Source organism: Kitasatospora sp. NPDC056531 (genome assembly GCF_042794375.1).
In the GTDB taxonomy this organism is placed as follows: domain Bacteria; phylum Actinomycetota; class Actinomycetes; order Streptomycetales; family Streptomycetaceae; genus Kitasatospora.
The window spans coordinates 37,019-59,431 of sequence record NZ_JBHTTU010000017.1 but is presented as its reverse complement, the minus strand read 5'-3'; the positions used below and the strand labels follow the sequence as shown (position 1 = coordinate 59,431).

The following is a 22,413-nucleotide window of genomic DNA, read 5'->3' as shown; positions in this document are numbered from 1 at the left end:
GGTCAGCTCCCGCTGACGGCGGTGCGGACCTGGGCGGGCCACGCTGCGGTGTCGAGGCCGTACTGGCAGAGGAAGGCGTAGACGAGCCGCTCCAGGCCGAAGCCGACGCAGCCGCTCCGGGCCGGGCCGTCCGTGCCGTGGTCGATGCCGAAGGCCTTGCCGAAGAGGTCGTCGTGGAAGTTGAAGGAGCCGACGGCGATCGTCCGCCCGGGCGCGACGTGGAGCCGCAGCTCGTACTTGAGCTCCATCAGCCGCTGGGACCAGATCCGCTCGGAGGTGTCCGTGCCGCAGAAGAACGGGTCGTTGCCCACCTCGCAGAAGCCGCTCAGGCCGAGCTCCTCGACGAAGGCGAAGACCTTCCGCATGAAGCGCTCGCGGGAGTTCAGCACGTCCTCCCGGGAGCCCATGAAGACCATCTCCCGGATGGTGAAGTCCCAGAGCCGCTCCAGGGTGGTGGCGTACGCCGCCTCGAAGCGGAACGACTTGCCGCGCGAGGTGACCACGTGGAGCCGGCCCGCCTCCAGCGTGCGATTGCTGTGCTGGTTGAAGGTGTGGTAGCACATCGTGGGCGGCAGGCAGTAGTCCACGTTGCCGCAGGAGTCCAGCACCGCGGAGTCGATGCCGGTGACGGCCTGCTGCTTCTGGAAGGTGCGGTAGACGTCCAGGTCGTTGCGCAGCCGGGTGACGAACATCAGGTGCTGCGGGAAGGACTTGAAGTAGCCCGCCGTCTCCAGTGCCTTCGTCCTGATCAGGGTCGGGTACTGGTACTCCCGGACCTCGTGGTCCTCGGCCAGCAGGTCGCAGACGGCCCGGTCGAAGTAGGTGAAGAGGGAGAGCAGTGGCTCCCCGAGGGCGACCTGGCCCTCGCCGACCTCGGTCACCGCGCCGGTCGTGGCGAGGAGTTCGAAGACGTCCTGGTGCGGGGTGCGCTGGTGCGGCGAGGTCCAGGCGGCCTTGGCCGGCGTCACCCACTGCTTCCGGACGTCGTTGTCCACCATGGAGTTGACCTTCTCGGTCAGGGCGTCGTGCGGGAGCGGCTGTTCGGAGCGGAGTGTCACGGAGCGCACCTCGCCGCCGTCCGCGGTCACCTCGAAGCCGGTGATCTCGGGCGACACGAAGAAGAGTCGGCGCTCGATCTCGACGGCCAGCGCCTCGGGGATCGGGCTGTGCAGGTCGATCCGGATGAGGACCTCGTTGGGGTGCGTCATGGTGGGTTGCTTCCTCGCCGATGCGTGAACGGGCCGAAGGGGGGCCGGGTCGGCGCGCGGCGGCGCCGCGCGCCCGCAGGTGGGACTAGGCCGCCGTCGCCGTCCGCGACGTGATCAGGCGGACGAGGCCGTCGACCGTGCGGAAGTTGTCGAAGTCCATGTCCGCCGGGCCCAGAGTCAGGGCGAACTCCTTCTCCACGAAGAGCGCGAGCTGCATCGCGAAGAGGGAGTTGACGTAGCCGAGGGCGAAGAAGTCGTCGTTGTCGGCGAGTGGCTGGCCGGCCAGCTGCGGGGCGAGGAACTCACGGACCCGGGCGCGCGCGTCGTCGTTCGTCATGTCGGTTTTCTCCTTGGGTAGTTCGGGGTCAGTAGGTGTAGAAGCCCTGGCCGGTCTTGCGGCCCAGGAGTCGTGCGTCGACCATCTTCTGGAGCAGCGGAGCCGGGCGGTACTTGCTGTCCTTGTAGCTCTCGTACATGACCGTGATCGAGTTCAGGATCGTGTCGAGGCCGATCAGGTCGCCGGTCTCCAGGGGCCCCATCTTGTGGCCGAAGCAGCCGCGGAACATCTTGTCGACGTCCTCGGCCGAGGCGATCTGGTCCTGGACGCAGAAGATGGCCTCGTTGATGGTCACCATCAGGACCCGGTTGGTGATGAAGCCGGGGGCGTCCTGGACGACGATGCCCTCCTTGCCCATCTCCGACAGCAGGCCGAGTGCGGTGTCCAGCGTCTCCTCGCTGGTGAAGTGGCCGCTGACCACCTCGACGGTGTCCATCATCGGGACGGGGTTCATGAAGTGCAGCCCGAGGATCTCGGCCGGGCGCCCGGTGACCGAGCCCACCCGGGTGATCGGCACGGCCGAGGTGTTCACGCCGAAGATCACGCCGGGGCGGCAGATGGCGTCGATCTGCTCGTAGACCGCGCGCTTGACGTCCCAGTTCTCGGTGACGTTCTCGACCACGAAGTCGGCGTCGGCCAGCGCGGTGAGCTCGGTGCCGGTGGTGATTCGGGCGAGGACGGACTTGGCGTCCTCCTTCAGCGGCTTGCCGAGCAGCATCGGCTGGACCAGCAAGTCACGGCCGATCTGAGCCACCGCGCTGTCGAGTTGGGCCTGCGAGATGTCCACGAGGATCACCTCGAACCCGGACTCCGCGAAGGACTGGGCGACGCCACGGCCGATCGTGCCGGCGCCGATCACGCCTACGGTTCGGATGCTCACGGGGGTACCACCTTTGTGGGATAGAAGGGGGGTGGGGTGCCTGGTCAGCCTTGGGCGTCCCTGGTGTCCAGGTGATCGGCGAGATCCGCGATCGTGACGTAGCGGAACAGGTCGACCATGGAGACCCGGATGTCCATGATCTTCTGGATGCTCTGGGCGATCCGGAGTGCGGCCAGCGAGTCCACCCCGAGCGCGAACGAGGTGTCATGCACGTTGAGTTCGGTCAGGCCCAGCTCGCGGGCCCAGATCCGGGCGAGCGCGCGCTCGGTGTCGCTGAACTCGCTGCTCTCCTTGCCGAAGAGCTTCGGCTCGCCGTCGGACGGCGTGTCATCCGCCGTCGCGGCGGATCCGTCGGCGCTGCTGCGGGCGGCGGCGATGGCCTGCTGGATCGGGGCGGCGAGCACCAGCGGTGCGCGGCGCAACAGCTCCGTGAGCGCGCTGGACCCGCCCATCTTCGGGTAGTTGACCTCGCCGACGATCACCGGGGTGCAGGCCGAGGCGAGGATCTCCTCGAAGCTGCTGAGACCGTCCTCGACCGACACCGACCGGAAGAAGCCCTGGTCCTGCTGGACTCCGTGGTCGAAGGCCATGCCGGTGTCCAGCCAGTCGCTCCAGTCGACCGTCACCGTCCACCGGCCGCGCGCGGAGCGCTGCTCGGCGAAGTGGTCCAAGTAACTGTTGGCGGCAGTGTAGTCGCCTTGCCCGGCCGCACCGAAGATCGCCACCGTGGAGCCGAAGTTCACCATGCACTCCGGCGGATCGTCCCGGGTGACGAGGTCCAGCACGGTGGCGCCGAGCACCTTGGGGTTCAGTGTTCGACGGAAGGTCTCCGCGTCCTTGCGGAAGAGGAAGCCGTCCCCGGCGACGCCGGCCGCGTGGACGACGCAGCCGATCGCGCCCAACTCGGCGCGGACCTTGGCGACGACGCCCTCCATGGCCGCCAGGTCGGTGACGTCACCGCAGTAGCTGCGCACCTCGGCGCCGTTCCCCGCCAGTTCGCGCAGCGCTTCGATCTGCCTGCGCAGCTTGGCGTCGGTGACACCGTCCCACCGCTCGCGCGGCGGCAGTTCAGTGCGGTTGACCAGGGCGAGCCGCGCACCCGGCACCGAACGGCTCAGATGGCGGGCGACCGCCAGTCCGAGCCCGCCCAGGCCGCCGGTGATGAGGTACACCCCGTCCGGGCGGACCGGCATGGACCTCGGCTGATTCCGCAGGTGCACCGGCGCGAGTTCCGCGACGTACCGGAGCCCGTCGCGCAGTGCGACGGTGGTGGGTGTACGGGCGCCGAGCAGTTCGGCGCAGACGGCCTCGGCGCCGGTGTCGCCGGCGATGTCGAGGCAGAACACGTCGGTGTTCTCGTACTCCTGGCCGATCACCTTCGCCAGGCCGAAGAGCGTCGCGTGGACCGCGGCAGTCTCCGGCTCGGTGCCGGTCACCCGTGCCACCGACGGGGCGGCCACGCTGAACCTGGCCGGGGCGACGCCGCGCTCGGAGAGGCTGCGGGCCAGGTGGAACAGGCTGTGGACGCCGTGGCCGAGCCTGGCCTCCAGGACCGCCAGATCCTGCTGGACGCCGTCGTCGGCAGGGGCCGCGACGTGCACGACCTCGTCCGGGAGCTCCGCACCGAGCGCGTCCAGCAGCCGGCCGAAACCCTCCTGGGTGGGCGGCACTTCGTACCGGTCCGCAGCGGGCTGCCGCCACCGGTCAGCGAGTGCCGCCTCGGCGACGCTGATGCCGTGCGCGCGCAGTGCGGCGCTCAACTCGGCGCTGATACTGCCCTGTTCGCCGATCACCAGGACCCGGGCGGGCGGCGCCTGGTGCTCCTCGGGCGCCGGTACCGGGACCCATCGGAGGGTGTGGTGGCGGTTGTGCGGGCGCAGCCGGGCGACCGTGTGCTTGGCGTCGGTGACGCGCTTGACGGTGAAGCCGCGGATCTCGGCGGCGGTGGCCCCCGACTCGTCGCAGATCACCACGTCGACCTTGCGGAACTCGGCATTGTTGACATAGCCCGGATGCGGCTGGACGAAGCTCAGGCCCCGAGCGGGCAGCGGGCCGTGCAGGAGCAGCGAGTCGTAGCCGACCGGGAGGAAGAAGTCCCGGTCACCGAGGGCGAGTCGGCGGTCATCGGCGGTTTCCAGGACGGCGAATCCGCTGAAGCCGGTGGCCTGGTCGAGCAGGACCGGGTGCAGGGGGTGGTCCTGGCACTCGGCCCGGTACTGCTCGGGCAGGTCGAGTACGCCGAGGGCGGCCCGGATGCCGACGTGCACGGTCGGGAGGCTGCTCCGCCAGCGGTCGCCGAACTCCATCACCTTGTGCTCGGCCTGCCGCAGGGCGATGTCCACGCTCTCCAGCGAGCAGAGCTCATGCAGAGCCGCCGGATCCTGCTGCGGCGCGGGTGCGGTGTGCGGCTTGACGCTGACCGTGCCCTGGACGTGCACCGTCCAGCGGTCGCTTGCCAAGTCGTGACTGGCGACGGTGAACTCGGCCTGCAGATCGTCGAGTTCGCGGACGGTCGTGTGCGCGGTACGCGGGGTGCCTTCCTGCACCAGCAGCGGGACGAGGAAGGTGACGTCGCGGAGCTCGGTGACCGGCCGGCCGAAGTGCAGCGAGGCGGCGGCGCGGGCCATCTCCAGATAGGTGGTTCCGGGGACGATTGCCTCTCCGAGCAGCTTGTGCTCGGAGAGCACCCAGTGCCGCTCCAGCGAGAACTCGGTGAGGAAGACGGACTGGCCCATCGTCCGGAGCAGGACCTGGTCCAGCAACGGGTGCGGGCCGGGGGTGTGCCGGACCGCGGCCTGCGGGATCTGGGGCTCCAGCCAGTAGCGCTTGCGCTGGAAGGGGTAGCTGGGCAGGGGGATCCGGCGGCGCTGCTGCTGGGCGAAGTAGGCGGCCCAGCTGGGCCGGGCGCCGGTGAGCCAGAGGCTGCCGAGGGTGCGCTGGATGGTCTCGGTGGCAGTACGGCGGTCGCGCTTGTGGGGGAGCGAGGCGAGAGCAGTGGCCTCGATGCCCGCACTGGTGAGGATGCGCCGGGCGAGGCTGCTGAACGTCTGGCCGGGGCCGACTTCGAGCAGGGTGACGTGCGGCTCGGCGGCGGCGGTCCGGACGCTGGTGGCGTACTCGACGCAGGCGCGGATCTGGTTGCCCCAGTAACCCGGGTCCACCGCCTGGCTGTCGGTGATCCAAGTGCCGGTGAGGTTGGAGACGAACGGCACCTGCGGAGCATGGCGCTCGACGGCGGCGACGGCGGCGACGAACTCCCCGACCATCGGCTCCATCAGGCTGGAGTGGAAGGCGTGCGAGGTGGCGACCGGCTGGGTGGCCCAGCCGCGCTCCTCGGCAAGGGCCGCGAAAGCCTGGATGGTGTCGTAGGGGCCGGAGACGACGCAGTCACGCGGGCCGTTGTGGGCGGCGAGCGAGAGACCGTCGATCAGCGCCGCCGCCACCTCTGCCCGCTCGGCCATCACGTTGAGCATCGCGCCGGGGGCCTGGGCCTGCATCAGGCGGCCGCGCAGGGCGACGAGCGAGAGCGCGTCGGTGAGGGTGAAGACGCCGGAGACGCAGGCGGCGACCCATTCGCCGAGGCTGTGGCCGAGCATGGCGGTCGGGGTGATGCCCCAGGACTGCCAGAGCTGGGTGAGGGCGTATTCGATGACGAAGAGGGCGGGTTGGGCCCACTGGGTCTGGTCGAGGCGGCTGTCCTCGGTGAAGATCACCTCGCGGATGTCCTGGTCGAGCTGTGGCCTGAGCAGCTCGGCGCACTCGTCGACGCAGGCGCGGAAGACAGCCTCCTGCTCGTACAGGTCGCGGGCCATGCCGGAGTGCTGGGAGCCCTGGCCGCTGAAGACGTACACCAGCGGTGTGGCGCCGCCCGCGACGTGACCGGTGACGACGTTGGCCGGGTCCCGTGCCTCCAGAGCGGCCGCGACGGCTTCGGCGGAAGAGCCGGTGACGGTGCGGCGGTGCGGGAACGCGCGGCGGCCGGTGGCGAGGGTGTGGGCGGCGTCGGCGAGGTTGGGGTTCTCGCGGCGAAGGTGTGCGGCCAGCCGGTCGGTGGCCTGTTCGAGGGCCTCGGCCGTACGAGCCGAGAGGATCAACGTCTCGGTCGGGCGGGGGCTGGCCTGAGAGGGATCGGCGAGCGGGGCCTCCTCCAGGATGAGGTGGGCGTTGGTGCCGCCGAAGCCGAAGGCGCTGATCCCGGCGCGGCGGACGTGGCCGTTGGTGCGCGGCCAGGAGCCGGACGCGGCCTGGACGCGGAAGGGGCTGTTGGCGAAGTCGATGTCGGGGTTGCCGCGGGTGTAGTTCAGCGAAGGCGGCAGCAGCTCGTGCTTGAGCGCGAGCGTGGTCTTGAGCAGGCCTGCGATGCCGGCGGCGGCGTCGAGGTGGCCGACGTTCCCCTTGACCGAGCCGAGGGCCCAGGAGCCGGTGTCGCCGAACGCCCGTGACAACGCCTGCACCTCGATCGAGTCACCGATCACGGTGCCACTGCCGTGCGCCTCGACGTAGTCGATGTCCTCGGGGTCGACCTCCGCGACGGCCAGCGCCTCCGTGATCACCTCGGCCTGACCGCCGACGGTCGGTGCCGTGAAACTCGCCTTGACCCCGCCGTCGTTGTTGACGGCCGAGCCCTTGATCACGGCGTGGACGGTGTCGCCGTCGGCCAGCGCGTCCTCCAGCCGCTTGAGGGCCACCACGCCGACACCGTTGCCGAAGACCGTGCCCCGGGCGTCCGCGTCGAACGGGCGGATGTGCCCGTCCGGGGAGAGGAAGGCCCCCTCCTGGTAGGGGTAGCCGGTGTTCTCCTGCACCTTGTAGGAGACCGCACCCGAAAGGGCCATGTCGCACTCGTAGTTGAGCAGGCTCTGGCAGGCGGCGTGCAGCGCCACCAGCGAGCTGGAGCAGGCGGTCTGAACCGGGAAGCTCGGCCCCCGCAGGTCGAGCTTGTACGACACCCGGCTGGTCAGGAAGGCGAGTTCGAAGCCGAGGCCGACGTTCTCGCCCTTGATGGCCTCGCCCTGCTCCAGGTTGCTGAGGATGTTCCCGAGGTAGGCGGTGGTACTAGCGCCGCCGAAGACGCCGATGCTGCCGTCGTACTGGGCGGCGTCGTAGCCGGAGTGCTCCAGCGCCTCCCAGGCCGTCTCCAGGAAGAGCCGGTGCTGAGGGTCCATGATCTTCGCCTCGCGGGCGGTGTACCCGAAGAACTCCGCATCGAACAGACTGATGCCCTCGAACTTGGGTGCGGCCTTGACGTAGTGGGGCCGGCCGAAGACCTCGGTCGGCACCCCGGCCGCCGCCAGCTCCTCGTCGGTCAGGGCGACGATCGACTCGACGCCGTCGCGCAGGTTCGACCAGTACTCGGTCAGGTCCCCCGCGCCGGGGAAGCGTCCCGCCATCCCGATGATCGCGACTCCGTCCCGTGCCGGGAGATCCGTGAACTCAGTGGTCATCATTCGCCCCTTGCCGTCCGACGCCGTTGCTGGTGCTGACGCCGGCGCTGCTGCATCTTTTCTCTGCGGTCCTCAAGTGCCTTAAGGCTGTCGCCCGTTGACTGCTGTACGGGCTTCTCGGCCAGGCCGGCCAAGTGTGCCGCCGTCAGTCCCTCGTACAGGTCGCCGAGGGCGAGCTTCGTGCCCAGCCGGGTGTTGATGGTGCTCACCAGCTGGATCGCGATCAGGGAGTTGCCGCCCAGATCGAAGAAGCTGTCCTGGATGCCGACCTTCTCGATGCCCAGCAGCTCCTGCCACACCGCGCAGATCGCGCGCTCGGTGTCGCTGCGCGGTGCCACGAACTCGGTGAGGATGTCCGGGCGTTCGTGCGCGGCGCCGGGGGGCTCCGCGGTGGCGCCCTGCTCCAGCGAGAAGGCGTTCTCGAAGAGCGCCGAGAGTTCGGCGGGCGACACGATGACCTGCGACTCCGAGACGCCGGCCAGGATCGTGTCGAGGGCCCACAGCCCCTCGGCGGCCGACATGGCGCGCTGGTCCACCTGCTCGATGCCGGACGGTGCGGCGGTACCGACCGCCATGCCGATCTCCCGCCACGGACCCCAGTCGATCGAGATCACCCGCTGGGTGCGGCCGCGGTCCTGGGCGAAGGCGTCGAGGAAGCAGTTGGCGGCGCAGTAGTCGACCTGGCCGACACTGCCGATGTTCGCACCGTTCGAGCCGAACAGGACCAGGAAGTCCAGCTCCTGGTCTGCCAGTACCTCCTCCAGCACCAGGGTGCCGCGTACCTTCGGGAGCAGGACCTCGGCGGCCGCCTGGAGGTCCTTGAGCTGGATCAGGCCGCCACCGGCGACGCCCGCCGTATGGAAGGCGCCGTGGATGGCCCCCCAGCGCTGGGTGGTCTGCCGGACGGCCTCGCTCATCGCCGCCTGGTCGCTCACGTCGGCCTGGAACACCAGGAGCTCCGCACCTGCGTCCCGCAGGCGGACCAACTCCCGTACGGTATCAGCGAGTCGGCTCTTGCCCCGGTTACGGGCGAGCCACGAGTCCCACTCCGCGGCGTCGGGCAGCCGGGTGCGCGCGGTGAGCGCGATCCGTGCCCCCGCTGCCGCGAGGTGCCCGGCCAGGGCCAGGCCCAGGCCGCCGGTGCCGCCGGTGACCAGGTAGACACCGCCCTTGCGCACCACCGGTGACCGGTCGCCCCGGGGCAGTGGCTGCGGCACGAAGTGCTGGGACCAGCGGTGGCCTCCGCGGTGCGCCACCGTCTCCGGGACCTGCTTCGGCTCGGCGGCCAACTCCTGAATCAGGCGCCCCAGTTCAGCCTCGGTGGGAGCGGTCAGGCAGTCGAGGTCGACGCTGCGGCAGGTGGTGCCCGGCAGCTCGCGGGGCAGCACGCGGCACGGGCCCAGCAGGGTGGCCTTCAGCGGCGAGAGCGGCTCGGCGCCGGTGACGTTGTGCAGGCCGTTGCTGAGCACCCAGATCCGGCGCGGCTCGCTGCCCGGGTAGTGAACGAGGGCCTGGGTGAGGCGGATCAGGCTCTCGAAACCGTGCTGGAGGCTGCCCTCCTCGTCCGGTGCGGTGACGCCCCAGCCGTGGACGATGCGGGTGGGCACGCCGGCGGGGCTGTTCCGCAGGGTGCTGATCAGCCGCTCGTAGTCGGAGCTGTCGGCCGGGTCGATGGCGTAGCGGCCGTCTCCTCGGTCGGACCAGGCGTCGGCCGCCGCCACCACGGTCACGGTGGCACCGGCGGCCCGCAGCTGCTCGGTCACCGCCTCGCCCACACCCAGGCCGTCGGCGAAGACCAGCCAGTGCCGGGTGCAGTCCGGCTGCTCCCCGGCCGGGAGAGCCGCCCGCTGCCAGGACGGGGCGTAGAACCACTGCGTGATGTCGTCGAGGCGCGTTGTGGCACTACCGACGGCCTGGGTCGTGGTGGCCTGTCGGTCGAGCCAGTAGCGCTTGTGTTGGAAGGGGTAGGTGGGGAGGGGGATGCGGCGGCGTTGTTGGTGGGCGTAGTAGGCGGGCCAGTCGGGTGTGGTGCCGGTGAGCCAGAGGGTGGCGAGGGTGCGCTGGATGGTTTCGGAGGGGGTGCGGGTGTCGCGTTTGTGGGGGAGGGAGGCGAGGGTGGTGGCCTGGGTGCCGGTGTTGGTGAGGATGCGGCGGGCGAGGCTGCTGAGGGTCTGGCCGGGGCCGATCTCGAGCAGGGTGGTGCCCGGCTCGGTGGTGGTGGTCCGGACGCCGGTGGCGTATTCGACGGTGGCGCGGATGTGGTGGCTCCAGTAGCCCGGGTCCGTGGCCTGCTCGTCGGTCATCCAGGTACCGGTGAGGTTGGAGACGAAGGGGGTCTGCGGGGTTTGACGGTTGACGGCGGCGACCGCGGTGGTGAACTCCCCGACCATCGGCTCCATCAGGCTGGAGTGGAAGGCGTGGGAGGTGGTGACGGGCTGGGTGGCCCAGCCGCGTTCTTCGGCGAGGGCGGCGAAGGCCTGGATTGCCTCGTGGGGGCCGGAGACGACGCAGTCGCGGGGGCCGTTGTGGGCGGCGAGCGAGAGGCCGTCGGGCAGGGCGGCTTCGACGGTGGAGCGGTCGGCCATCACGTTGAGCATGGCGCCGGGGGCCTGGGCCTGCATGAGGCGGCCGCGCAGGGCGACGAGCGAGAGGGCGTCGGGGAGGGTGAAGACGCCGGAGACGCAGGCGGCGACCCATTCGCCGAGGCTGTGGCCGAGCATGGCGGTCGGGGTGATGCCCCAGGACTGCCAGAGCTGGGTGAGGGCGTATTCGATGACGAAGAGGGCGGGTTGGGCCCACTGGGTCTGGTCGAGGCGGCTGTCCTCGGTGAAGATCACCTCGCGGATGTCCTGGTCGAGCTGTGGCCTGAGCAGCTCGGCGCACTCGTCGACGCAGGCGCGGAAGACAGCTTCCTGCTCGTACAGGTCGCGGGCCATGCCGGAGTGCTGGGAGCCCTGGCCGCTGAAGAGGAAGACCAACGGCGCGGTCTCGCGTGTCGCGTGGCTGGTGGTGACGTGGGCCGGGTCGCGGGTCTCCAGGGCCGCGGCGACGGCGTCCAGATCGGCGCCGGTGACGGTGCGACGGTGCGGGAAGACACGGCGGCCGGTGGCCAGGGTGTGGGCGGCGTCGGCGAGGTTGGGCTTCTCGCGGCGCAGGTGGCCGGCCAGCCGGTCGGTGGCCTGTTCGAGTGCCGCCGGGGTGCGAGCCGAGAGGACCAGCGTCTCGGTCGGGCGCGGGCTGGCCGGAGAGGCGGGGGCGAGCGGAGCCTCTTCGAGGATGAGGTGGGCGTTGCTGCCGCCGAAGCCGAAGGCGCTGATCCCGGCGCGGCGGACGTGACCGTCAGTGCGCGGCCAGGAGCCGAGGGTGGCCTGCACGTGGAACGGGCTGTTGGCGAAGTCGATGTCGGGGTTGCCGCGAGTGTAGTTCAGCGAGGCGGGGAGGAGTTCGTGCTTGAGCGCGAGCGTGGTCTTGAGCAGGCCCGAGATGCCGGCGGCGGCATCGAGGTGGCCGACGTTCCCCTTGACCGAGCCGAGGGCCCAGGAGCCGGTGTCGCCGAACGCCCGTGACAGCGCCTGCACCTCGATCGGGTCGCCCAGCGAGGTGCCCGTGCCGTGCGCCTCGACGTAGTCGATGTCCGTGGGTGCGAGGCCCGCGCTGGCGAGCGCGGCGGAGATGACCGCGGCCTGGCCGGTGACGCTCGGGGCGGTGAAACCGACCTTCACCGCGCCGTCGTTGTTGATCGCCGAGCCCCTGATCACGGCGTGGACGGTGTCGCCGTCGGCCAGCGCGTCCTCCAGCCGCTTCAGCGCGATCAGACCGACACCCGTCCCGAAGACCGTGCCGCGGGCGTCCGCGTCGAACGGGCGGACGTGCCCGTCGGGGGACACGAAGGACCCGTCCTGGTGCAGGTAGCCGGTGCCCGGGTTCGGGTCGACGTGGACGCCACCCGCCAGGGCGAGGTCGCACTCCCCGGCGAGCAGGCTCCGGCAGGCGGTGTGGGCGGCGACCAGTGCGGTCGAGCAGGCGGCGCGCAGCGAGACCGCGGGGCCCTTCAGGTCCAGCTTGTACGACACCCGGGAGGCCAGGAAGGCGAGTTCGTTGGCCACCAGGATCTGGGTCTGGCCCAGGGTGTCCACGATCTGCTGGTGCGAGTAGACGTGCTGGACGTAGCGGTTGGCCCCCGCGCCACCGAAGACACCGATGCTGCCCTCGTACCGGGCGGCGTCGTAGCCGGAGTGCTCCAGCGCCTCCCAGGCCGTCTCCAGGAAGAGCCGGTGCTGAGGGTCCATCACCTCGGCCTCGCGGGCGGTGTACCCGAAGAACTCCGCATCGAACAGGTCGCTGCCGGCGAAGGCGGGCGCGGCCTTGACGTAGTTCGGCTGCCCTAAGACCTCGGGCGACACCCCGGCCGCCGTCAGCTCCTCGTCGGTGAGGGGGAGGATCGACTCGACGCCGTCGCGCAGGTTCGACCAGTACTCGGTCAGGTCCCCCGCGCCGGGGAAGCGCCCCGCCATCCCGATGATCGCGACACCATCGCGCGCCGCCGTCACTGCGCTGTCCGGAGGTTGTCGATGAGCGCGCCGAGGGTGCGCACGGTGGGGCCCTCGTAGACGATGGTCAGCGGTACGGCCACCGCCAGCTCCTGACGCAGTCGGTGGACGACCTGGAGGCCGAGCAGTGAACTGCCGCCCAGTTCGAAGAAGTTGTCCTGTACGCCGACACTCTCCACGCCGAGCAGCTCCTGCCAGATCTCCGCCACCTGGTGTTCGGTCTCGCCGTTCGGGGCGACGAACGGGTTGCGCAGGTTGGGGCGCTCGTGCCGTGCGGCCGGGGCCGGCACCTCGGCCACCGGGTCGGCCCACAGCTCCTGGCGCAGCGCCAGGTCACCCGTGGAGGTGATGATCTGCGCTTGGGGCACCGCGTCGAGCAGGGTGTCGAACACCTGTCGGCCCTCGGCCGGTGTGAGTGCCAACTCGCGTACCGCCGCGCCAAGTTCCGAATCCGCCCGGTCCTCGTGCGAGAAGTACCAGGCCTCCCAGTTGACGCTGGTCCAGGGCAGGGCCGCGCTGTGGTGCCGCTGGGCGAAGGCGTCGAGCGCGGCGTTCGCGGCGGCGTACGCACCGAAGCCGAGTCCGCCGAGCAGCGAGGCGATCGAGGAGCAGATGACGGCGAAGTCCAACTGCTGGTCGGCCAGCACCTCGTGCAGCACCTGCATGCCGTAGAGCTTGGGGCCGAAGTGCCAGGAGGCCTCCTCCGCGCCCAGGACCGCGACTTCCCGGTGGGCCGCCGTGCCGGTCGTGCCGGCACAGTGCAGCACGCCGTCGATCGGGCCGAACTCCCGCAGAACGCGCTCCTTCAGAGCGAGCATGGCCGTGCGGTCGGAGACGTCCGTGGCGGTCACCAGCACCTCGGAGCCGAGCGCCTCGACCTCCTGGACGGCACGGATCGCGGACCGGACTGCTTCCGGGTGCTGCGGATCGGCCCAGCTCTCCTGGGGCGGCAGACCCGTCCGTCCGAGCAGCACCAGGCGCACCTTGGCCCGGTCGGCGAGGGCACGGGCCATCAGCAGGCCGATCTTCCCGAGGCCGCCGGTGACCAGGTACACCCCGCCAGGGCGGACCGGGGACTCACCCCGCGAGCGCGGCGCGCCGGTCACGTACGTCGGCGCCCAGCGGTGCCGTCCGCGCAGCGCGATCGTGCGCTCGCCGGGCGGGGCGGCGAGGTCGGCCAGCAGCTGGTCGACCAACCCGGGTACGGCCTGTGGGCCTTCGAGGCGGAGGTCGAACTGGATGCAGCTGAGCGAGGGGTACTCCTGCGGCAGCACCCTGCACAGGCCCTGGACGGCGGCCTTCGGCGGGCAGAGCGGCTCGTCCCCGAGTACGGCGTGCACCTCGGAGGACAGCACGTCCCAGCGCTGCTGCCGCGTCATCAGCTCGGCCTCGGTGGCCTGGACCCAGTGGACCAGGCTGTCGAAGGAGCGGTGCAGCAGGGCCCGCACGTCGTCGGGCGCCGTGGCCCGGTCGGCGTCGTCACCGACGCTCCAGCAGTGCACCACCCGGCCGGGCAGCGGCCCCTCGGCGCGCAGCGCCTCGGCGAGCCGGTCGAAGTGCTCCGGCCGGGCAGGGTCGAGGACGTACTCGCGCTCGCTCTTGCGGTGCCACTCGGCTCCCCGTGAGACCGTGCGCACGGTGGCGCCGAGGCCTTCGAGGCGGTCGGCGAGGTGGTGGCCGACACCGGTCTCGTCCGCGAAGACGAGCCAGCGCTCGTCGGCCAGGCCGACCTCGGCGGGCTGCGGTGCGCTGGCCAGCCGCTGCCAGGATGGCGTGTAGAACCACTGGGGCAGGTCGCCGCGCCGCTTCTGGGCCGAGCCGCTGCCGGGCTGGGCGGTGCCGGGTTCGAGCCAGTAGGTGCGCCGCTCGAAGGGGTAGGAGGGGAGCGGGACCCGCCTGGCACCGGCCGAGGCCGGGAAGGGACGCTCCCGTCCGGCGAGCCAGAGGCGTCCGGCGGCCCGCAGGAGTGCGGTGCGGTCGCTCTGCCCGAGGAAGGCACCGGGGAGGGAGGGGAGGACGACCCGGTCGGTGCCGGCGGCGGGGTGCTGGAGGGCCCCGGGGGTCAGGGTCGGCGCGGGGCCGATCTCGACGATCGCGATGTCCGGGACGGACCACAGGGTGGCCAGGCCGTCCGCGAACCGCACGCTCTCCCGGACGTGCCGGGCCCAGTACTCGGGGCTGGTGGCCTCGTCGTCGGTGATCCAGGTGCCGGTCAGGTTGGAGACGAACCGCACGGCCGGAGCGTTCAGCCGGACCGAGCGGACCAGTTCGGCGTAGCGCTCGACGACCGGGTCCATCATCGGGGAGTGGAAGGCGAAGCGGGTGGTCAGCCGGCGGGTGGCGACGTCGGCGGCCAGCAGTTCGCCGGCCACCCGCTCGATGCCCTCGACGGTGCCGGAGAGCACGCAGGTCTGCGGGCCGTTGATCGCGGCGAGGCAGACCTCCGCGTCCGTGTACCGTGCGACGGCCTCCTCGGAGAGCGGCACGGCGAGCATCGCGCCCTCGCCCTGCTCCTCGATCAGCCGCGCGCGCTCCGCGACCAGGCGCAGGGCGTCGGGCAGCGAGAAGACCCCGGCCACGCAGGCCGCGACGTACTCGCCCAAGCTGTGACCGATCATCACCTCGGGCTCGACCCCCCAGGCGGCCCAGAGTTTGACCAGGGCGTACTCGAGGGCGAACACCGCGGGGTAGCCGAGGCGCGGCTGGTCCAGCGGGTGGTCGCTGCGCTCCGGCTGGAGCAGCAGCTTGCGGAAGTCGAAGGGCTGCCCGGGGGCGGCGGCCGCGGACTCGTCGACGGTGAAGACGAGTTCGCGGATGTCTGTGCCGAGCAGCGGCTCCAGCAGCCCGGCGCACTCGTCCAGCGCGGCCCTGAACTCGGTCTCCTGGGCGTAGAGTTCGCGCGCCATGCCGGGGAACTGGGCGCCGAAACCGGTGAACATGAAGGCCACCGGCCGGTGCGCGGCCTCGGGTGCGGTCGCTGTGAGCAGCCGACCGTCGTCGCGGGCGTCGAGCGCCGCCAGCGCCTCCTCGGTGCTGCCGGCGACCAGCATCCGCCGGTACGGGAACGCCCGGCGGCCCTGCTGGAGGGTGAACGCGACGTCGGCCAGCGGGAGTTCGGGGTGTGCCCGGAGGTGGTCATGCAGCTGGTCGGTGGCCGCCTCCAGGGCCTCCGGGCTCTTGGCGGAGAGCACCAGCAGCTGTTCGGAGCCGTCGGCCGGCTCGGCCCTGCGGGGCAGTTCCGGGGCCTGCTCAAGGATGACGTGGGCGTTGGTGCCGCCGAGTCCGAAGGAGCTGACTCCGGCGCGGCGCGGGCCGTCGCCCGCGGGCCACGGCAGCAGCTCGGTGTTGACGTAGAACGGGCTGCCGGCCAGGTCGATCCGGGGGTTGGGCTTCTCGAAGTGCAGGGTGGGCGGCAGCTGCCCGTGCTCCACCGCGAGCACGGTCTTGATCAGGCCGGCGACCCCGGCGGCCGAGTCGAGGTGGCCGATGTTGGTCTTGGCGGATCCGAGGGCGCAACTGTGCTCCCCGACCGCGGAGTAGGCCGAGGCGAGTGCGGAGAACTCGATCGGGTCGCCGAGGATGGTGGCCGTCCCGTGTAGCTCGACGTAGGCGATGCTCTCCGCCGGTACGTCCGCGTTTGCCAGTGCGGTGGAGATGACGGCGGCCTGGGTGGCGGCGCTGGGCGCGCTGAACCCGGCTCGGCGGGAGCCGTCGTTGTTCAGCGCGGAGCCCTTGATGACCGCGTGGATGTGGTCGTTGTCAGTGATCGCGTCCTTGAGGCGCTTGAGCACGACCATCCCGACGCCGTCGCCGCCCACTGTCCCCTGGGCGCGGGCGTCGAAGGTACGGCAGTAGCCGTCCGGCGAGAAGATGCCGTCCGGGCGGTAGGTGTAGCCCTTGCTCCGTGTCCCGTCGACGGCGACACCGCCGGCCAGCGCGGTGTCGCACTGGTAGGCCAGCAGCGCCTGGCACGCCTCGACCACGGCGACCAGCGAAGTGGAGCAGGCGGACTGGATGTTGAGGGCAGGGCCCTCCAGGCCGAGCTTGTAGGCGACCCGGCTGGCCAGGAAGTCCGGCCGGTTGCCGATCACCGTCTGCTTGTCGCCGAGGATCTGCGCGGCGCCGGGCTGGGAGGCGATGTTGAAGAGCAGGTAGGTGTTGTTGCCCGCACCCGCGTAGACGCCGACCAGGCCGTCGTAGCGCTCGGCGTCGTGTCCGGAGCTCTCCAGGGCGGCCCAGGCGCATTCGAGCAGCACCCGGTGCTGCGGGTCCATGAGTTCGGCCTCGCGCGGGGAGTAGCCGAAGAAGGCGGCGTCGAACTTCTCGCTGTCCGCCAGCACATACCCCGCGCCGACGAAGTTCGGGTCGGCGAGGGTGGCGGCGTCCACGCCTCGGGCAGCGAGCTCCTCGTCCTCGAGGCGGGTGACGGAGCAGACGCCCGCCTTGAGGTTGCTCCAGTACTCCTCGACCGTCCGGGCGCCGGGGAAGCGGCCGGCCATGCCGACGATGGCGATGTCCAGACTGTCGTCGAGCTCGGAGAACCCGTCGGCCTGTTCGGATTCCGGCTCGGGGGAGTACTCACTCATGGCGACCTCGCTTCGCTTGCAGCTGCTGCTGGCGGCGCTTCAGTAGGGCGTTCTGCTGGGCCCCCCTGCCGCGGGTGGTGACGGGTGCCGCCCCCTGCTTCTGCCGCGAGAGCAACTCGGCCTGGGCCCGGACGGTGGTGTGCTGGAACAGGTCCAGCAGTTCGATCTCCCGGCCGGTCGCCGCCCGGAGCCGGTGGTGCAGCTCGACCATGAGCAGGGAGTGCCCGCCGAGGTCGAAGAAGTTCTGGTCGGCGCCGACCGCCTCGGTGCGGAAGACCTCCTGCCACACCCGCGCCACCAGCCGCTCCAGCTCGTTCCGCGGTGGCAGCGGCGCGGCGGCGGGCTCGGCGGGCCGGGGCAGCCTGCCGCGGTCGACCTTGCCGTGCCCGGAGAGCGGCAGCCGGTCCAGCGTCACCATCGCCTGCGGGACCATGTGCGGGGAGAGCCGCGCCCGCAGGTGGCGCTCCAGCCCCGCGGTGCTGAACCCGGGGCCGTGCGGCTCGATGTAGGCGACCACCCGCCGGTTGCCGGGGACGTCCTCGCGGACGACGGCGATGGCGTGGCGCACCTCGGGGTGGCTCTTCAGGGCGGCCTCGATCTCGCCCAGGGCGACCCGGAAGCCGCGGACCTTGATCTGGTCGTCGCGCCGGCCGAGGAAGGCGATCGTCCCGTCGGCCAGGCGGCGGACGATGTCGCCGGTGCGGTAGAGGCGGGAGCCCGGCCCGCCGCCGAGGGTGTCCGGGACGAAGGCCGCGGCGGTGAGGTCGTCCCGGCGGTGGTAGCCACGGGCGAGGTTGTCGCCGCCGATCAGCAGCTCGCCGGCGACACCGACGGGCGTGGGCCGGCCTGCGGGGTCCACGACGTGGGCCTGGGTGCCCGGCAGCGGAACACCGATCGGCGCGGTCTCCCACTCGGCGTCCGGGTGGTCGGCCACGGTGAGGGTCAGCACGCCGACGGTGGTCTCGGTCGGTCCGTAGTGGTTGAAGATCCGGCAGTGCGGCACCAGGCGCTGGAGGGCGCGCAGCCAGCGCCAGTCGGAGGCCTCGCCGCCGATGACCAGCAGACGGCGCGGCAGGAGCTCGGCGAAGCGCGGGGAGGACTGGAGGGCCCGGAGGTGGGAGGGCGCGATCTTCAGGCAGTCGACCCCCCAGGTCTGCACCCAGTCGGCCAGCCGGTCGGCGTCCAGGGCGGCCTCGCGGGAGATCAGGTGCACCTCGCCGCCCGTGCACAGCGGCGGGGCGAAGGCCGTGACGCTGGAGTCCACCGTCAGCGGCTGCACCATCGCGAAGCTGAGCGGCCCGTCGATGCCGAGCCGCCGGATGACGGCGCGGGTGTAGCCGACGAACTGGCGGTGCTCGATCACCACGCCCTTGGGCTTGCCGGTGGAGCCGGAGGTGTAGAGCAGGTACGCGGCATCGCCGCAGGCCGAGCTCTCAGGGGGCGGGTTCTCCGTCGGGCGGCCCGCCAGCACGGCCAGCTCGGCGTCGAGTTCGATCACCTGGTGTCCGGTGCCGAGCGGGGCCGTCGCCACCACGACCCGCACGTCCGCGTCGCGGAGGATGCCGTCCCGCCGCTCGACCGGGTCGTTCGGATCCACCGGTACGTACGCGCCGCCGGCCTTGAGGACGCCGAGCACGGCCACCAGCAGCCGCACGTCGCGGTCGGCGCAGATGCCCACCGTCACCTCGGGGCCGACCCCGGTCTCGCGCAGCAGGTCGGCCAACTGGTTGGCCCGGGAGTTGAGTTCGCGGTAGCTGAGGGAGGCGCCCTCCGCTCGGACCGCGATCGCCTCCGGGGTGCGGGCGGCCTGCGCCTCGAAGAGCCGGTGGAAGCTCAGGTCCGTCGGCTCGCCGGCGACGCCGTTCAGCGTGGCGACGGTGTGCTCCTCCTCGGCGGTGAGCAGGGGCAGCTCGGCCACCGGCCGGTCCGGATCGGCCGTCGCGCCTTCGAGGAGCCGGAGCAGGTGCTCCACCGCGCGGCGGGCGGTGGCGGGATCGAGGACGTCGGTCGCGAACACCAGCTGGCCGGTCAGTTCGCGCTCGGCGCATGAGAGGCGCAGATCCAGGTCGCAGGATGCGGTCTCCGGGGCGACGAGCGGCGCCGGCCGGCAGGAGAAGCCCGGCCACAGGTGCACGGGCGTCGCGGTACGGGCCTGCTCGGCCTCCGCCAGCCGGGCGCCCGCCAGCCTGACCAGTTCCCGGAAGCTCCCGCCGACCTCGGCGCGGACCGGGGTGGTCAGCTCGGCGCCGTTGGACACCCCGACGACGAGCTCGGACTGCCCGCTGTACCGGTGCAGCAGTGCCAGGTAGAGGGCGAAGGCCGCCGCCGGGAGTCCCGCCCCGCAGGCTTCACCCAGCTGGCGCAGCGCGGCTGTTGCCGCGGCGGGGGCGACGAAGGGGACCGAGCCGGCCCGGAGGTCGCGCCGGGCCGGATGTGCCCGGTCCAACGGGAGCTCCGGCGCGACGGGCGGCTCGGCGGGGTGCCCGCCGACTACGGGGCCGGGCACGGGCGTTGCGGGGTGCGGGAGTGTCATGAAGGTTGCCTTGGGGAGTTCGGGGCGAGGACGTGAGTCACCCGTCCTGCGGAGCGGGCCACGGCTACGCGGATCGCTTGGTGCAGAAGAAGATCCGGTTCCGACCGTTGTCCGCGGTGACGTCCACGGTCTCGACGGACTCCGAGAGCGAGTGCAGCAGCGCCTCGAACGGGCCGGGGGCGTAGCGGTTGAGCCAGATGTAGCCGTTGGCCGTCTCCCGCCGCAGCAGTACCTCGGGATCCCGCGGCACCTGGAACATGCAGATCGCCACGGTGCGGCGGGAGACCCGGAACAGTTCGCGGACGGCGGTCTCGTAGTACGGCAGGCTCTCCAGCACGTGGCGGCAGTTCACCACGTCGAACGAGCCTTCGGGGAAGGCGAGGTCGGTGATGCTCATCTGCCGCCACCGCGCCTCCGGGTGGAGCTCGCGGCAGTCGGCGAGGGCCAGCCCGTTGATGTCGATGCCGGTGTAGTCGACCTCCAGGCCGGCCGCCAGCAGGTGGCGGTAGGTGACCCCGGAGAGGATGCCGCAGTCGAGCAGTTCGAACGGCGCCCCGGTGTGCAGGGCCGCGATCCGCTCGGTCACGGCTAAGTGCGAGGGATGCGCGGCCCGTCCGTCCTCGCTCATGTAAGCGACTTCGGAGGTGTGCATCCAGAGTGATTCGGTGTTCACTGCTCTGACTCTCCAGACTGCTGAGCGAAGCCGGACATGGCGGCACGATCACCGATCGAACCGTTGCGCGATCCGGACCGGGCGGTGGCCTGCTTCGGAACACACCGTCGCGGTGGCCCCAGGGGCTGTCCGGTCTGCCGTCAGCGCACCCGCCGAGCGGTCAGAAAGCCGCTCCTTCCGCGGATTCGGGGTCGTAGACGGCGGTCGGCCCGAACATCCGGGCGTGCTTCGCCGCGGCGAGGGCCAGCGTGCCGCTCGCATCCCGGGCGGCCGCGACCTCGGCCAGCTGGTTGACCATGGCCGGCGTCGCCAGCCCCTGATCGCGCAGCTCGGGGGAGCGGGACATCAGGACCATGGCCGCGGTGGTGTAGCCCGACTCGACCCAGGACTCCCAGATCGCGTCGCGGTCCTGTTCCTGGCCCGCGAAGAGATCCTCGCGACGATCGTGCCGACGCGTGGGGACCGGGCTCTGGCCGCGTGCCTCCGTGCGCAACCGGACTCGGCGGCCCGCGATGTAGGCGACGGCGGCGCCCTTGCGGATGGCGAAGTTCAGGGCCTGTGCCGCCGTGTCCACCACCGGCTCACCTTTGTCGTTCAGGGAGGTGTTGCACACCATCGGCACCCCCGTGGCCTGTCGGAACGCCTCGATCGCCCGGTAGAGCAGGGGGTTGGTCTCGGCGGACAGGGTCTGACGCCGGGCCGAATCGTCGAGGTGGAGGATGGCCGGGACCAGCTGGCGCTTGGACTCGGTGACGTACGCCGTCTCGAGCATGTAGGGCGAGGGCCAGGGGTCCTCGAACCACTCGCCGCTGTACTCCTCCAGGACGATCGGGGCGACGGGGCGCCACCACTGTCGGCTCTTCCAGTCGTTCAGCAGGTCCTTCGACCGGGGCGAGCGGGGATCGGCGAGGATGCTCCGGTGGCCCAGCGCTCGCGGGCCGATCTCGGCCGCTCCGTCCGCCCACACCAGCGGTCCGTTGGAGAGGTCCTCGACGAACTGGGCCTCGGTGAAGTCCTGGACGTCCTCGATGAAGTCGTCGAAGTGCTGCAACGCGCTCTCGATATCGGTCAGTTCGGAGCCGTAGTAGGCGGACTTGAGCTGGAAGCCACCGTCCGGGAGCAGGCCCTCGCCGAGGAGGCCGAGGAGGCCGAGCCCGAGGGACTGGCCGGAGTCGTTCGCGCTCGGCGGAGTGAGCAGGCCCTTGAAGCCGTAGCGGCGCAGGAGGAAGGAGTTGGTCGGGCAGTTGAGGGCGAAGCCCCCGCTCAGGGAGAGGTACGCCTGGCTCGGGTCCACCCCTGCCGACTCGAGCAGCCGGTCGACGTTGCGCACCATGACGAGCTCGCAGGCCGTCTGGACGATCTTCATGACCGCGGACTGCAGGTGCTCCTGCTCGCTGAAGCGGCTGTCCAACTCCATTGACGGCAGCTGGGATTCGGCTGCACGGATCACGGCCTGGACGAACGGAAGCGTGTCGACCAGCGGTACCCGCCGGCCTCCGAACAGTTCCAGCTCCCGCACCGCCGCCTCGGTGTCGAAGGCGATTTCGGTTGGGCAGGCCGACGCCAGGGCCATCAGGGTGCCGGGCTCCTTGCCGAACTCGGCTGACGCGGCGTCATAGACGGGGGCCGGGGACTCGACCGGAGCGAAGTCGACGTCGCCCTTGGTGGACACGCAGCCGGTGTACCAGTACTTCTTGCCCGCCCGGTCGAGGCCGAAGTCGGGCCGGCCGTCCAGGGCCAGTCCGATGATGGTCTCGCTGCGGAACGCCTCGGAGTCGAGCAGCAGCCCGCTGTAGAGGTGGGCGAGGCTGTGGACCGGGAAGTCCTCGGCGCCGGCCGGCAGCTTGATGTCCGCGTGGTGCGGCAGACCGGGCGTGCCCCAGGACAGGCTCACGTCCTCCAGGGAGAGCCCCTCGGCCGCGAGCAGCTCGGCCAGCACTTTGTTGTACCGGTCGACGGTGAAGAGGGGCCAGAAGTGGTGCTTCTGCCCGCTGATGCGTTCGAGCTCCCAGACCCTGACCAGTTCGACCCGCGAGTCGTGACTGCGCCAGAGCGCGATGTTCTGGTCATGGCGCGGCGCTATGACGGACAGGCTGCCGGGCGGAGAGATGTAGCTCGACAGGAAGTACTTCGCAGCTGGGTACGCGGTCACGATGTCCCCTTCGGCGGTTGAACAGTGGCTACTGGTTCTTCGGGCCCGAC

The 22,413-nt window shown here is 71.3% G+C and carries 9 protein-coding genes; all 9 read right to left on the bottom strand.

Annotation, left to right across the window (positions count from 1 at the left end):
* Window positions 1-2 precede the first annotated feature (2 nt).
* The 9 genes from ACFQ87_RS17495 to ACFQ87_RS17455 all read right to left on the bottom strand — a co-directional run bounded on the left by ACFQ87_RS17495 (window position 3) and on the right by ACFQ87_RS17455 (window position 22,363).
* Entirely contained in the window at window positions 3-1,208 is a 1,206-nt protein-coding gene (locus ACFQ87_RS17495) for a hypothetical protein (RefSeq protein ID WP_380611639.1), read from the bottom strand.
* Between the two features lie 85 nt (window positions 1,209-1,293).
* Window positions 1,294-1,545, bottom strand: coding sequence for an acyl carrier protein (locus ACFQ87_RS17490; RefSeq protein ID WP_380419426.1), 252 nt, complete (start codon window positions 1,543-1,545; stop codon window positions 1,294-1,296).
* A 28-nt stretch (window positions 1,546-1,573) separates the two neighbouring features.
* A complete protein-coding gene (locus ACFQ87_RS17485) occupies window positions 1,574-2,425 on the bottom strand; it encodes a 3-hydroxyacyl-CoA dehydrogenase family protein (RefSeq protein ID WP_380611638.1) in 852 nt (283 codons plus the stop codon).
* 44 nt (window positions 2,426-2,469) lie between these two features.
* On the bottom strand, window positions 2,470-7,869 hold the full coding sequence (locus tag ACFQ87_RS17480; RefSeq protein ID WP_380611637.1) for an SDR family NAD(P)-dependent oxidoreductase: 5,400 nt from the start codon (window positions 7,867-7,869) through the stop codon (window positions 2,470-2,472).
* The gene (locus ACFQ87_RS17475; RefSeq protein WP_380611636.1) at window positions 7,869-12,419 is read right to left on the bottom strand and encodes an SDR family NAD(P)-dependent oxidoreductase; all 4,551 of its coding nucleotides are present in this window, start codon (window positions 12,417-12,419) and stop codon (window positions 7,869-7,871) included. Before ACFQ87_RS17475 ends, ACFQ87_RS17480 begins: the two co-directional genes overlap by 1 nt.
* Window positions 12,416-17,005: an SDR family oxidoreductase gene (locus ACFQ87_RS17470; protein WP_380611635.1), complete on the bottom strand. Its 4,590-nt coding sequence runs from the start codon at window positions 17,003-17,005 to the stop codon at window positions 12,416-12,418. Before ACFQ87_RS17470 ends, ACFQ87_RS17475 begins: the two co-directional genes overlap by 4 nt.
* Window positions 16,998-19,538 (bottom strand): amino acid adenylation domain-containing protein, encoded by a 2,541-nt coding sequence (locus ACFQ87_RS17465; RefSeq protein WP_380611634.1) that lies wholly within the window; start codon window positions 19,536-19,538, stop codon window positions 16,998-17,000. The genes ACFQ87_RS17470 and ACFQ87_RS17465 overlap by 8 nt, the downstream gene beginning before the upstream one ends.
* 64 nt (window positions 19,539-19,602) lie before the next feature.
* The gene (locus tag ACFQ87_RS17460) at window positions 19,603-20,211 is read right to left on the bottom strand and encodes a class I SAM-dependent methyltransferase (protein ID WP_380611633.1); all 609 of its coding nucleotides are present in this window, start codon (window positions 20,209-20,211) and stop codon (window positions 19,603-19,605) included.
* Between the two features lie 160 nt (window positions 20,212-20,371).
* A complete protein-coding gene (locus ACFQ87_RS17455) occupies window positions 20,372-22,363 on the bottom strand; it encodes a carbamoyltransferase C-terminal domain-containing protein (RefSeq protein WP_380611632.1) in 1,992 nt (663 codons plus the stop codon).
* Window positions 22,364-22,413 lie beyond the last annotated feature (50 nt).

Coding starts and splice junctions, on each gene's coding strand:
- ACFQ87_RS17480 (WP_380611637.1), bottom strand. CDS start 7,869: ATGACCACTGAGTTCACGGATCTCCCGGCACGGGACGGAGTCGCGATC.
- ACFQ87_RS17465 (WP_380611634.1), bottom strand. CDS start 19,538: ATGACACTCCCGCACCCCGCAACGCCCGTGCCCGGCCCCGTAGTCGGC.
- ACFQ87_RS17490 (WP_380419426.1), bottom strand. CDS start 1,545: ATGACGAACGACGACGCGCGCGCCCGGGTCCGTGAGTTCCTCGCCCCG.
- ACFQ87_RS17470 (WP_380611635.1), bottom strand. CDS start 17,005: ATGAGTGAGTACTCCCCCGAGCCGGAATCCGAACAGGCCGACGGGTTC.
- ACFQ87_RS17495 (WP_380611639.1), bottom strand. CDS start 1,208: ATGACGCACCCCAACGAGGTCCTCATCCGGATCGACCTGCACAGCCCG.